Here is a 12,948-nt window from a genome sequence, read left to right as displayed (position 1 = left end):
ATATGACAACATTGCTCGACACCATACAGAGTCCGGTTGACCTGCGAAAACTCGCGCGCCAGGAGCTGCCGCAACTGGCACAGGAGCTGCGCGAGTTCCTGGTGGAGTCGGTCAGCAAGACCGGCGGCCACTTTGCCTCCAACCTGGGCAGCATCGAACTGACCATCGCGCTGCACTACGTATTCAATACCCCGGACGACCGCCTGGTGTGGGACGTCGGCCACCAGACCTACCCGCACAAGATCCTGACCGGCCGCAAGGACCAGATGTCCACCATGCGCCAGCTGGGCGGGCTGGCCGGCTTCCCCAAGCGCGGCGAGTCGGAATACGACACCTTCGGCGTCGGCCACTCCTCCACTTCCATCGGTGCCGCGCTGGGCATGGCGGTAGCCGCCAAGGCGCAGGGGCTGGCACGCAAGTGCGTGGCCATCATCGGTGACGGCGCCATGACCGCCGGCCAGGCGTTCGAAGCGCTGAACAACGCCGGCGCGATGGACACCGACCTGCTGGTGATCCTCAACGACAACGATATGTCGATCTCGCCCAACGTCGGCGCGCTCAACAATTATCTGGCCAAGCTGATGTCCGGCCGCTTCTACGCGGCGATGAAACAGGGCAGCAACAAGGTGCTGGGCATCGCCCCGCCGCTGCGCGAGATCGCCAGCAAGATGGAAGAACACGTGAAGGGCTTCTTTACCCCCGGCACGCTATTCGAGGAATTCGGCTTCAACTACATCGGCCCGATCGACGGCCACGATGTGGACGTGCTGGTGGACACGCTGAAGAACATCAAGAGCCTGTCCGGCCCGCAGTTCCTGCACATCGTCACCAAGAAGGGCCAGGGCTACAAGCTGGCCGAGAACGACCCGGTGAAGTACCACGGCGTCACCAAGTTCGACCCGGCCAACGGCCTGGCCGCCGGCAAGAGCGGCGGCGGCAAGCCGCAGTACACGCAGATTTTCGGCGACTGGCTGTGCGACATGGCCAAGCTGGACCCGCGGCTGGTGGGCATCACCCCGGCGATGCGCGAAGGCTCCGGCATGGTGCGCTTCGAAAAAGAGCATCCGGACCGCTACTTCGACGTGGCGATTGCCGAACAGCACGCGGTGACCTTTGCCGCCGGCATGGCCTGTGACGGCATGAAGCCGGTGGTGGCGATCTACTCCACCTTCCTACAGCGCGGCTACGACCAGCTGATCCACGACGTGGCGATCCAGAATCTGCCGGTGGTGTTCGCCATCGACCGCGCCGGCCTGGTGGGGGCCGACGGCCCGACCCACGCCGGCGCCTTCGACCTGTCCTTCCTGCGCTGCATTCCCAATATGACGGTGATGGCGCCGTCGGACGAAAACGAATGCCGCCAGATGCTGTACACCGCCTTCAGCCTGGACACCCCGAGCGCGGTGCGCTACCCGCGCGGCACCGGCCCGGGCGCGGCCATCGTGCAGGAGATGTCCACGCTGCCTATCGGCAAGGGCCACATCCGCCGCCAGGGCGACGGCAAGGTGGCGATTCTGGCGTTTGGCAGCATGGTGACCCCGGCGCTGGCCGCCGCAGAGCAGTTCGATGCCACCGTGGCCGACATGCGCTTCGTCAAGCCGCTGGATGCCGAGCTGGTGCAGCAACTGGCCACCAGTCACGAGCTGCTGGTGACGGTGGAAGAAAACGTGCTCATGGGCGGTGCCGGCAGCGCCTGCCTGGAAACGTTGGCCGCAGCCGGCATCACCATCGAGGTATTGGCATTGGGCCTGCCGGACGATTATGTTGAACATGGCGACCCGGCCTTGCTGCTGGCCGGCTGTGGTCTGGACGCGGACGGCATCGGCCGCAGCATCGGTGCACGCCTGGCGGGCAGATAAGCCGCTCTGCCGGTGAGCAGCGGCCAGCAGCCCCGTACTGCTGGCCGTTTTGCCATCCATCCCCGGAGAACAACAATATGCCATGGGATCTCTCCGCCTGGCTGCAGCTGGCCGGCACGCCATACCAGAGTCTGCCGGCACTGCTGTCCAGCCTGGGCGTCGGCCTGCTGATCGGCGTGGAGCGCGAGCGCAAGCACCACGCGCTGGCCGGCATCCGCACCTTTCCGCTGGTCTGTCTGCTGGGTACCCTGCTGGCGATGCTGACCTCGACACTGGGCAGCGCGTGGCTACTGGCCGCCGGCCTGCTCGCCATTGCCGGGCTGGGTTTTCTGCCTGTGGGCGCGCGCAGCGGCGACGACGCCAACGAGCCGCGCACCACCACCGTCATCGCCCTGCTGATCGCCTATACCCTGGGCGCGATGATTGGCCTGGGCAACACCGAGCTGGCGGTGGCGCTGGGGGTGATCACCACCGGCCTGCTATACCTGAAGCCGGAGCTGAGCAGCTTCACCCACCGCCTGGCACGCCACGACCTGCTGTCGCTGCTGCAGTTCGCCGCGCTGACCTTCATCATCCTGCCGCTGCTGCCCAACCAGGGCTTCGGCCCCTACGCCGCCTTCAACCCGCACCGCGTCTGGCTGCTGGTGGTGCTGATCGTCGGAGTGGGCCTGGCCGGCTACATGGCGGTACGGATGCTGGGCGAGAAAGTAGGCGCGCCGTTGCTGGGCTTCATGGGCGGGCTGGTGTCCACCACCGCCACCAGCCTGGTGTACGCGCGTGAAGCCGCCAGCAACCCCGGCTCGCAACAGCTGGCCACCCGGGTGATCCTGCTGGCCAATATGGTGCTGTTTCTGCGCCTGCAGCTGCTGACGGTTGCCATTGCGCCGCGGGCCGCGTTCGGCATGCTGCTGATCATGCTGCCAGGCATGGCGCTGGGACTGCTGACCATCTTCATCAGCAGCCGCCGCGGCCAGGCACGGGACGGCGCCCCGGAGCTGGAGCTGAAGAACCCGGCCCAGCTCAGCATCGCGCTGGGCTTTGCCGCGCTGTTTGCCGTGGTGATGTTGTGCTCGGCCTGGCTGAAGGATCTGTTTGGTGACAGCGGCCTGTACATGGTGGCGCTGGTATCCGGCATCAACGACGTGGACGCCATCTCGCTAACGGTGATGGAGCTGTTCAGCAAGCAGCTGCTGCCGCTGCACCCGCTGCTGATCACCGTGGCCATCGCGGTGCTGACCAACACGGTATTCAAGTTTGGCCTGATCTTCAGCATTGGCGGCCGCACGCTAGCACTGCGCTGCCTGCCCACCTTCATCATGGCAATGATAGGCATGCTGGGCGGGCTGTGGTTTGCCGCACTGCTGTAAGTGTCAGCGCGCGGCCAGCGCGGCGATCAGATCGGCCGTCTCCAGCGGGTACTCCAGCGGAAACAGATGGCTGCCGCGCTGAGTGTGGATATCGGCGGTGAAGTGGCGGCGGATGAAGGCCAGGTCGTGCGGGCGGATGGCGCTGCCTTCGCCGGCCACCACGTAGCTGCACGGCACCTGTAGTTGGCCGCGCAGAAACCAGCTGTTGTGCGGCAGGGTGCCGTAGATCGCGTGCTCCACCTGCGGCCGGAACTTCAGCCGGCGCCCGCCCTGGCCGTTGTCCAGCGTGCCATGCGTGGCGTAGTCGCGCAGACAGTCTTCATCCCAGCGCGCAAACGCCGGCTTGCGCGCAAAGTAGTCGTACACCGAGCCGGTGCTGGCCCAGTTGTCGCGGCGACGCAAGGTGCCGGTGCCGCCGGGAGTAATGCGCTGGATGAAGCCCAGCCGCTTGGCCAGCCAGATCATGAAGCTGGTGCGTGGCCCCAGCAGCGGCGAATCCAGCACGATCAGGCGTGCAAAGCGCTGCGGCTCGCGGATGGCCGCCTGCAACAGCACCATGCCACCCAGCGAATGCCCCACCGCGACAACCGGCGCGCGATAGTTGGCCGCCATATAGGCCAGCGTCTCGTCCACCAGATGCGGCCAACAGTCGCTTACCGGGTAGGCCGGATCATGGCCGATGGTATCGAGATAGCCGACCTCGAAGCCATGCGTGGCCAGGCGCTGGTGCAGCTTGTGATAGATGGATGCCGGAAAACTATTGGCATGGGCAAAGTGCAGGCTGTGCAACATCATTTCCTCCGATGCCGCATCATACACCAAGCAAACGCTTGGTTCAGCCATCCACGACATGACGCACCGCGCGCGCGCTGCTAAGCTGCCGGCCTGAACCTATGCACCGCCCGACGGTCTCTGTCCGATAGTCTTTGCCACGAAACACCATGCCTCTCGCTCAATTGTTGCACCGCTTGTTACTGCTGATCCTGCTCTGTACCGGCAGCGCCTGGGCGCTGAACCCGGACGAGCTGCTGCCGCCGGAACGCGCCTTTGCCGCCCGGCTGGAACAACAGGGCCAGACGCTGTTGCTGCACCTGGATGTGGCCCAAGGCTACTACCTGTACCGCGACCGCATCCAGCTGACGCCGCAGCCCGCCGCCAGTGTCAGCGTGCCCAAGCTGCCGGCGGGCGAGAGCAAGAACGATCCCTACTTCGGCCGCCAGCAGGTGTTCCACCGCGGGCTGACGCTGACACTGCCCATCAATGGCACCCTGCCACCGGACTTCACGCTGAAAACCGTGGTGCAAGGCTGTGCCGATGCCGGCCTGTGCTACCCGCCACTGACCCGCACGCTGAAAGTGGGCGATGGCATGGCCAGCAATCCGTGGCTGGACAGCAGCCCCAGCCAGAGCACGGCCCCCGCGCTGGCGCGCGGCCAACTTGCCACCACCCTGGCCGCCTTCTTTGTCGCCGGCCTTGCCATGGCCTTCACCGCCTGCATGTACCCGCTACTGCCCATCGTATCGTCGCTGATCGCCGGCCACGGCCACCGGCTGAGCAAGCGCCGCGGCTTCGGCCTGTCGCTGGCCTATGTGCAGGGGCTGGCGCTGACCTATACCGCAGTGGGTGTGGCCGCCGGACTGACCGGCAGCCTGCTCACCGTGTGGCTGCAGCAGCCGGCGGTGATCCTGGCCGCCGCAGCGCTGATGGTGCTGCTGGCGCTGGGCATGTTCGACGTGATCAGCATCCAGCTGCCGGCCGCACTGCAAAGCCGGCTGGCCGCCAGCTCCAACCGTCTGTCCGGCGGCCACGTTGCCACCGTGTTCGGCATGGGTGCACTGTCGGCGCTGCTGGTGGGGCCGTGCATCGCCCCGCCGCTGGCCATCGCGCTGGGTTATATCGGCCAGACCGGCGATGCGCTGCTGGGCGGCAGCGCGCTGTACGCCATGGCCCTGGGGCTGGGCCTGCCGCTGCTGGTGGTGGGCACCTTTGGCGGCCACGTGCTGCCACGTGCCGGACAATGGATGAACGCAGTCAAGTTTGCCTTCGGCTTCGTGATGCTGGCGGTGGCGATCTGGATGGCCGGCCCGTTCCTGCCCACGCCGCTGACCATGCTGCTGTGGGGCGCGCTGGCACTGGGCATTGCCTGGAAACTGGCACGCGTCAGCGGCAAAGGGTTGGCCGCACGACTGGGCAAGGCGCTGGCGCTGCTGTTCGTGCTGGCAGGTCTGCTGCAGCTGGTCGGTGCCGCTACCGGCGCCCCGTCGCCACGCCTGCCGTGGGCCGGCATCTGGCACGGCAACCAGCTGCCCAAGGCAGTGTTCAGCCGCGTCGCCAGCAATGCCGAACTGGACGCCGCACTGGCGCGCGCCCGCGCTGCCGGTCAGCCGGTGCTGTTGGATTTCTATGCCGACTGGTGCGTGAGCTGCATCGAGATGGAAGAAACCACCTTCCGTGACCCGGCGGTACGCCGGCGCATGGACAAGATGCTGCTGCTACAGGCCGACGTTACCGCCAACAACGCCGAGCAACAGGCCCTGCTCAAGCGCTTCGGCCTGTACGGGCCGCCGGGCATCATGCTGTATGACACCAGCGGCCGACAGACGGCACAGGTGATCGGCTATCAGGATGCGGCCACATTTACCCGCAGCCTGGATGCGGCCAACCTTGGGTAATAACAGAATAAGCGCCAACTGTGGCGCCAAAGGACACACATGCAAGCCATCGTTGATTTCATCCTGGAACTGGACCGGCTCAAGGGCGTTACCCGCAAGACCCGGCCGCTGGGGCTGGACCGCCAGGAAAACTCCGCCGAACACAGCTGGCAGATCGCCATGCTGGCCGCCTCGCTGCAGCCGTATGCGCCGCAGGTGGTGGACATCCACCGCGTGATCGGCATGCTGCTGGTGCACGACATTGGCGAGATCGAAACCGGCGACACCATCGTCTATGCCGAGGAAGGCTGGGAGGAGCGCAAGGCGGCGGAGCTGGCGGCGGTGACGCGTATCTTCGGCCTGCTGCCGGATGGCCAGGGCGCGCACTTTCTGGCGCTGTGGCAGGAATTCGAGGACGGCGACACGGCGGAAGCGCGCTTCGCCCACGCCGCCGACCGCGCCATGCCGGTGCTGCTGAACCTGGCCAACAACGGCCAGAGCTGGCGCGAGAACGGCATCAGTCACGAACGGGTGGTAAAACGCATCGGCCCGCCGATCCGCGAAGGCTGCCCGGCGCTGTGGGTCTACCTGGAGACTCAGCTGGAACATGCGCGCCAGCAGGGCTGGTTTGGAGCCTGAGCCGGGCGCTCGGCGCCGGGAGTGGCAGCGCGACGGCAAGCGCCATGATCGCCAATCCTAGCCTCCTTCCGGCGTCACCGGCAGCATTTGCTGCAATAACACGGCATATGGCTGCTGTTTGCGCACGCTTTCTGCCGCGCGCTCAAAGCGCGCCTGATACGTCAGGCCACGGCTGGTAAACGCCGGATACAGCCCTACCGGCTTTTCCGGCAGATTCAGCAGGCGAAAGCGCTGCGGCATGCCCATGCGCTGCAGCACATATCGCACGGCATACGGCTCCGGACTATAGAACGCATCGATCCGCTGCAGATCCACTTTCTGCAGGCTGCGCTCAATCACATCGTCTCCCGACATCGGCTCCAGTTGCTGGCGCACTGCCGCCAGCATGGGCGAAAGATAGCCATCGGCCCAGATGCCGATACGCAGCGTGGCCAGCTGCGCCGGATCGGTTATCTGCCGTAATGCCGATTGCTGGCTCACCACCAGCACGCCCTGCATCTCCAGCAGGGGACGGGCGGCAAAGTGCAGTCGCCGTGCCCGCTCCGGGCTGGCGGCAAGATAGAGCACCATGTCCAGCTGTGTATTGCGACGCAAGCGTGACAACGGCTCCTGACGGTATTGCGCGACCACGCCCATTTCTGCGGCGATGCGGTTGAAATATTGCAGCGCAAAACCAGCCGGCTCGCCGTGCTGGGTGTAACCGTGTGGCGGCAGATAGAAATAGCCCACCTGCAACAACGGTGGCTTGGCCACCACCCACGGCGCCAGCAGCGCCATCATCAGTAATGCATATCTTGCTCCCATGCCTCCCCCGCGTGAAATCTTGTCAGGTTTTATGGAAATTTCATGGTAGCGGCTGACGGCACAGCATCACAACAAAATGGCCCATGCAAGGCATGGGCCATGGTTCAAGCTGCGCTGCGGCCAACGTTGGCCGCAACCCTGCCGCTTACAGTTGCTGCTCCACTTCATCTTCCAGCGCGCGGGCAATCACCAGCTTCTGCACATCGGAGGTGCCTTCGTAGATCTGCGCCACGCGCACGTCGCGGTAGATGCGCTCCAGCGGGTAGTCGGCCAGGTAGCCGTAGCCGCCCAGGGTCTGGATGGCCGCCGAACACACCGCCTCCGCCATTTCCGACGCCACCAGCTTGGCCATGCTGGATTCCTTCAGGCACGGCTTGCCGGCATCCTTCAGCGCTGCCGCATGCCACACCAGCTGTCGCGCCGCCTCCAGCTTCGCCGCCGCCTCCGCCAGGCGGAAGCCCACCGCCTGGTGGCGGATGATGGCCTGGCCGAAGGTGTGGCGTTCGGTGGCGTAGCGGGTGGCAAAAGCCAGCGCGGCGCGCGCCATGCCCAGGCATTGCGCGGCAATGCCGATGCGGCCGGATTCCAGATTGGCCAGCGCGATCTTGTAGCCCTCGCCTTCCTTGCCCAGCAGATGGCTGGCCGGCACGCGCACGTTGTCGAACACCACCTGGCAGGTATCGGAGGCATGCTGTCCCAGCTTGTCTTCCACCTTGGCCACGCTGTAGCCGGGTGTGGCGGTAGGCACCAGGAAGGCACTGATGCCTTTCTTGTGCGCCGCCGGGTCGGTGACCGCGAACACGATGGCCACATCGGCATGCTTGCCGTTGGTGATGAACTGCTTCACGCCGTTGATTACGTAGTCGTCACCATCGCGCACCGCGCGGCTGCGCAGCGCGGCGGCGTCGGAGCCGGCATCCGGCTCCGTGAGGCAGAAGGCGGAGATCCACTCGCCGCGCGCGATCGGCCGCAGGAAGGTGTCCTTCTGCCAGTCGTTACCGAAGCGCTCGATCGGGCCACAGCCCACCGAGTTGATCACCGAGATGATGGTGGACAGCGCACCGTCGCCAGCGGCGATTTCCTCGATCACTGCGGCCAAGGTGACATAGTCCAGCCCGGCACCACCCCAGTCATCGGCCACGGTCAGGCCGAAGCAGCCCAGTTCGCCCAGCCCCATCAGCGCCTGGCGCGGAAAGGCGTGGCTCTTGTCCCATTCGGCGGCATGCGGCGCGATTTCGCGCTGCACGTAGTGGCGAATGGCGTCTACCACCAGTTCTTGTTCAGCAGTCAGCAGCATGATGTCTCCTTACAGCAGTTCCACGGCCAGCGCGGTGGCCTCGCCGCCGCCGATGCACAGGCTGGCTACGCCACGTTTGAGGCCGCGCGCCTGCAATGCCGCAATCAGCGTCACCACGATGCGCGCGCCGGAAGCGCCGATCGGGTGACCCAGCGCGCAGGCACCGCCATTGACGTTCACCTTGTCGTGCGGCAGCGCCAGATCGTGCATCGCCGCCATGGTCACCACCGCGAACGCTTCGTTGATCTCGAACAGATCGACATCGGCCACGCTCCAGCCGGCCTTGGCCAGCAGCTTTTGCATCGCTCCCACCGGCGCGGTGGAGAACCATTCCGGCTCGTGCGCGTGGGTGCTGTGGCCGACGATGCGCGCCAGCGGCGTCAGCCCCTGCGCGGCGGCATCGCTGGCGCGCATCAGCACCAGCGCGGCAGCGCCGTCGGAAATGGAGCTGGCATTGGCCGGGGTTACCGTGCCGTCCTTGCGGAATGCCGGCTTCAAGGTAGGAATCTTGTCCGCATTGGCCTTCAGCGGCTGCTCGTCGGTATCGACGATCTCCTCGCCCTTGCGGCCAACCATGGTCACCGCCGCGATCTCGCTCTGGAACGCGCCGCTGCTGATCGCCGCCTGCGCCCGGGCCAGCGAGGCAATCGCGTATTCATCCTGCGCGCTGCGGCTGAAACCATATTTGTCGGCGCAGGCTTCGGCAAACACGCCCATCAGCTTGCCCTTGTCGTAAGCGTCTTCCAGCCCGTCCAGGAACATGTGGTCCTTGATTTCGCCATGCCCCAGCCGTAGGCCGTCACGCGCCTTGGGCATGATGTAGGGCGCGTTGCTCATGCTTTCCATGCCGCCGGCCACCATCACGCGGTTGTTGCCGGCCAGCAGCATGTCATGGGCCAGCATCAGCGCCTTCATGCCGGAGCCGCACATCTTGTTCACCGTGGTGGCACCGGCCGACAACGGCAGCCCGCCCTTGATCGCTGCCTGGCGTGCCGGCGCCTGGCCCTGTCCGGCCGGCAGCACGCAGCCCATGATTACCTCTTCCACCGCCTCCGGCGTCAGGCCGGCGCGTTGCACCGCGGCGCGGATGGCCACCGCGCCCAGCTCGCTGGCACTCTGCCCGGCCAGGCTGCCCTGAAAGCCGCCCATGGCGGTGCGCGCCATCCCCACGATTACGATTGCATCTTGTTGCATACCAGCCTCCGGCGTTACATGTACGTTTACGTTAACGTAAAGCATAAGCGAAAAACAAGCCGCCCGATGGCGGCTGTCGCACAAATACGAATGTCGCGGTTAATTCTTGCTGCGTGTGTGCAGCCATTCCTCACACTGCCCGCGCACCTGGCCGATTTCTTTCAGCACCAGCTGCAGATCCTGCATCTGCTGCACCAGCTGCTTCTCGCGGCGGGTCAGGATATCGATGAATTTTTTCAGCTGCGGCTCGTCAGTGTTGGCCGCATCGTACAGCTCGAACAGCTCGCGGATTTCCTGCAGCGACAGGCCGATGCGCTTGCCGCGCAGGGTAAGCATCAGCCGTACGCGGTCGCGGCGGGTGTAGATGCGGCGCTGGCCTTCCCGCGCGGGTGTCAGCAAGCCTTCCGCCTCGTAAAAGCGGATGGCGCGGGTGGTGATGTCAAACTCCTGCGCCAGTTCGGAAATGCTGAAGGTGCGATCAGCAGCTACGTTCACGACTACTCCTGGATACGGTTCGAAATGTGGCCGGCAACATGGCCAGCACACGATTGTAATACGTGACGCCGTTCACGGCATCCGGCTTATTCCGCACAGCAACATATCGAACCTGCAGCCTGTGCGCGGCAAATCACTCAAGTTTTTTCATTATAGTTGACGTTTACGTAAACTAGAATTAATTTTGCCAGCTACCTAGCAGGAGGAAGCGATATGACCATGCACACCATCGGCGTTGTCGGCGCCGGCACCATGGGCAACGGCATTGCCCAGGTTTTTGCCCAGGCCGGGTTCAACGTGATCATGGCCGACATCGGCCAGCAGGCGCTGGACCGCGGGCTGGCCAGCATCAGCAACAGCCTGAGCCGGCTGGTAAAAAAGGGCCAATTCAACGACAACGAGGCGGTAGCCACCCTGTCGCGCATCCGCGGCAGCACCCTGTTGGCCGAGCTGGCCGACTGCCAGCTGGTGGTGGAAGCCGCCACCGAGAATGCAGAGATCAAGGAAAAAATTTTCCGTGAACTGGCCGCCGTGGTGCGCCCGGACTGCATCCTGGCCAGCAACACCTCGTCGATCTCGCTGACCACCATTGCCGCCTGGGTGCCACAGCCGGAACGGGTGATCGGCATGCACTTCATGAACCCGGTGCCGGTGATGCAGCTGGTGGAAATCATCCGCGCGCTGCAGACCAGCGACGACACCCACACCGCCATCCACGCCCTCAGCCTGCAGCTGGGCAAGACGCCGGTAACGGTGAAAGATGGCCCGGGCTTTGTCTCCAACCGCGTGCTGATGCCGATGATCAACGAGGCTGCGTTCGTGCTGTACGAAAACCTGGCCAGCGCCGAAGACATCGACACGGTGATGAAGCTGGGCATGAACCACCCCATCGGCCCGCTGCAACTGGCCGACCTGATCGGCCTGGACACCTGCCTGGCCATCATGGACATCCTGTACCGCGAGTTCCGCGATTCCAAGTACCGCGCCTGCCCGCTGCTGGTGCAACTGGTGGCCGCCGGCCAGCTGGGCCGCAAGAGCGGCAAGGGCTTTTACCACTACTGATGGCAGCCTGACGCCGCAACGGAACCCACGTAGCGGCCACGCACGTTGGCCGCGCAATCTGGAAGGAGCAACATCATGTCTCGACTTCCCACCGTCAAACTGCTGATCAACGGCGAGTTTGTCGAATCCCGAACCCAGGACTGGCGCGAGATCATCAACCCCGCCACCCAGCAGGTACTGGCCCGCGTACCGATGGCCACCGCCGACGAGGTGAATGCCGCCGTGGCCGCCGCCAGGACCGCCTTTGCCAGCTGGAAGAAAACCCCGATCGGCGCCCGCGCCCGTATCTTCCTCAAGCTGCAGCAGCTGATCCGCGAGCATATGCAGGAGCTGGCCACCATCCTTACCGCGGAACAGGGCAAGACCCTGGCCGATGCCGAGGGCGACATCTTCCGCGGCCTGGAGGTGGTCGAGCATGCGGCCAACATTGGCAGCCTGCAGCTGGGCGAATACGCGGAAAACGTGGCCGGCGGCGTGGATACCTACACCGTGATGCAGCCGCTGGGTGTCTGCGCCGGCATTACCCCGTTCAACTTCCCGGCGATGATTCCGCTGTGGATGTTCCCGATGGCCATCGTCACCGGCAACACCTTCGTGCTCAAGCCATCGGAACAAGACCCAATGGTGACCATGCGCCTAGTGGAGCTGGCGCTGCAGGCCGGCATTCCGCCCGGCGTGCTTAACGTGGTGCACGGCGGCGCGGAGGTGGTCAACGCCATCTGCGACCACCCGGACATCAGGGCGATCTCCTTTGTCGGCTCCAGCCATGTCGGCAGCCACGTCTACCAGCGCGCCAGCCAGCACGGCAAACGCGTGCAGTGCATGATGGGCGCCAAGAACCACGCCATCGTGCTGCCGGACGCCAACAAGGAGCAGGCGCTGAATCAACTCACCGGCGCGGCCTTCGGCGCCGCCGGCCAGCGCTGCATGGCACTCAGCGTGGCGGTACTGGTGGGCGAGACGCAGCAGTGGATTCCCGAGCTGGTGGCCAAGGCCCGCGGCCTGAAAATCGGCGCCGGCCACGACAACCCGGATCTGGGGCCGCTGATCTCCAGCGCCGCGCGCGAACGCGTCGCCGGCCTGATCGCCAAGGGCGCCGCCGAGGGAGCGAAACTGGAGCTGGATGGCCGCCACGTGCACGTGGCCGGCTACGAGCAAGGCAACTTCGTCGGTCCCACCATCTTCAGCGGCGTCAAGCCCGGCATGGCCATCTACCAGCAGGAAATCTTCGGCCCGGTGCTGTGCCTGCTGGCGGCCGACAGCCTGGACGAAGCCATCGCCATCATCAACGCCAACCCCCATGGCAACGGCACCGCCATCTTTACCCAGAGCGGCGCCGCGGCGCGCAAATTCCAGGAAGAGATCGACGTCGGCCAGGTCGGCATCAACGTGCCGATTCCGGTGCCGGTGCCACTGTTCAGCTTTACCGGCTCGCGCGGCAGCAAGCTGGGCGACCTCGGGCCGTACGGCAAACAAGTGGTGCTGTTCTACACCCAGACCAAGACCGTCACCAGCCGCTGGTTCGATGACGACGCCAGCAGCGGCAAGGTGCATACCACCATCGCGCTGCGCTAGGTCGC

11 protein-coding genes are annotated in these 12,948 nt (G+C 65.2%); 6 read left to right on the top strand and 5 right to left on the bottom strand.

Going from position 1 to position 12,948, the window contains the following annotated elements; all coding sequences use genetic code 11:
- Nucleotides 1-2 precede the first annotated feature (2 nt).
- On the top strand, nt 3-1,859 hold the full coding sequence (gene dxs / locus ABNW52_RS06965) for a 1-deoxy-D-xylulose-5-phosphate synthase (protein WP_349585771.1): 1,857 nt from the start codon (nt 3-5) through the stop codon (nt 1,857-1,859).
- 77 nt (nt 1,860-1,936) lie between these two features.
- The gene (locus ABNW52_RS06960) at nt 1,937-3,226 is read left to right on the top strand and encodes an MgtC/SapB family protein (RefSeq protein ID WP_349585769.1); all 1,290 of its coding nucleotides are present in this window, start codon (nt 1,937-1,939) and stop codon (nt 3,224-3,226) included.
- A 3-nt stretch (nt 3,227-3,229) separates the two neighbouring features.
- Here ABNW52_RS06960 and ABNW52_RS06955 read toward each other — a convergent pair whose 3' ends face one another.
- Nucleotides 3,230-4,021, bottom strand: a complete 792-nt coding sequence (locus ABNW52_RS06955; protein WP_349585767.1) for an alpha/beta hydrolase — start codon at nt 4,019-4,021, stop codon at nt 3,230-3,232.
- Nucleotides 4,022-4,167: 146 nt separating this feature from the next.
- On the opposite strand from ABNW52_RS06955, the gene dsbD reads away from it, so the two are divergent.
- Nucleotides 4,168-5,898 (top strand): protein-disulfide reductase DsbD, encoded by a 1,731-nt coding sequence (gene dsbD, locus ABNW52_RS06950; protein WP_349585765.1) that lies wholly within the window; start codon nt 4,168-4,170, stop codon nt 5,896-5,898.
- A gap of 39 nt (nt 5,899-5,937) precedes the next feature.
- A complete protein-coding gene (locus ABNW52_RS06945; protein ID WP_349585763.1) occupies nt 5,938-6,516 on the top strand; it encodes an HD domain-containing protein in 579 nt (192 codons plus the stop codon).
- Between the two features lie 57 nt (nt 6,517-6,573).
- On the opposite strand, the gene ABNW52_RS06940 is transcribed toward ABNW52_RS06945, so the two are convergent.
- The 4 genes from ABNW52_RS06940 to ABNW52_RS06925 all read right to left on the bottom strand — a co-directional run bounded on the left by ABNW52_RS06940 (nt 6,574) and on the right by ABNW52_RS06925 (nt 10,306).
- Nucleotides 6,574-7,320: a substrate-binding periplasmic protein gene (locus ABNW52_RS06940; protein ID WP_349585761.1), complete on the bottom strand. Its 747-nt coding sequence runs from the start codon at nt 7,318-7,320 to the stop codon at nt 6,574-6,576.
- A gap of 145 nt (nt 7,321-7,465) precedes the next feature.
- Nucleotides 7,466-8,617 (bottom strand): acyl-CoA dehydrogenase family protein, encoded by a 1,152-nt coding sequence (locus ABNW52_RS06935; RefSeq protein ID WP_349585759.1) that lies wholly within the window; start codon nt 8,615-8,617, stop codon nt 7,466-7,468.
- Between the two features lie 9 nt (nt 8,618-8,626).
- A complete protein-coding gene (locus tag ABNW52_RS06930; RefSeq protein WP_349585757.1) occupies nt 8,627-9,811 on the bottom strand; it encodes an acetyl-CoA C-acyltransferase in 1,185 nt (394 codons plus the stop codon).
- A 99-nt stretch (nt 9,812-9,910) separates the two neighbouring features.
- The gene (locus ABNW52_RS06925; protein ID WP_349585755.1) at nt 9,911-10,306 is read right to left on the bottom strand and encodes a MerR family transcriptional regulator; all 396 of its coding nucleotides are present in this window, start codon (nt 10,304-10,306) and stop codon (nt 9,911-9,913) included.
- 213 nt (nt 10,307-10,519) lie between these two features.
- On the opposite strand from ABNW52_RS06925, the gene ABNW52_RS06920 reads away from it, so the two are divergent.
- Both ABNW52_RS06920 and ABNW52_RS06915 read left to right on the top strand, forming a co-directional pair.
- Nucleotides 10,520-11,368, top strand: a complete 849-nt coding sequence (locus tag ABNW52_RS06920; protein ID WP_349585753.1) for a 3-hydroxybutyryl-CoA dehydrogenase — start codon at nt 10,520-10,522, stop codon at nt 11,366-11,368.
- A 75-nt stretch (nt 11,369-11,443) separates the two neighbouring features.
- A complete protein-coding gene (locus tag ABNW52_RS06915; RefSeq protein WP_349585751.1) occupies nt 11,444-12,943 on the top strand; it encodes a CoA-acylating methylmalonate-semialdehyde dehydrogenase in 1,500 nt (499 codons plus the stop codon).
- Nucleotides 12,944-12,948: the final 5 nt, after the last annotated feature.

This window comes from Vogesella oryzagri, from assembly GCF_040148885.1.
In the GTDB taxonomy this organism is placed as follows: Bacteria; Pseudomonadota; Gammaproteobacteria; order Burkholderiales; family Chromobacteriaceae; genus Vogesella; species Vogesella oryzagri.
The sequence above is the reverse complement of the archived record's forward strand: the minus strand, read 5'-3'. Positions and strand labels throughout refer to the sequence as shown.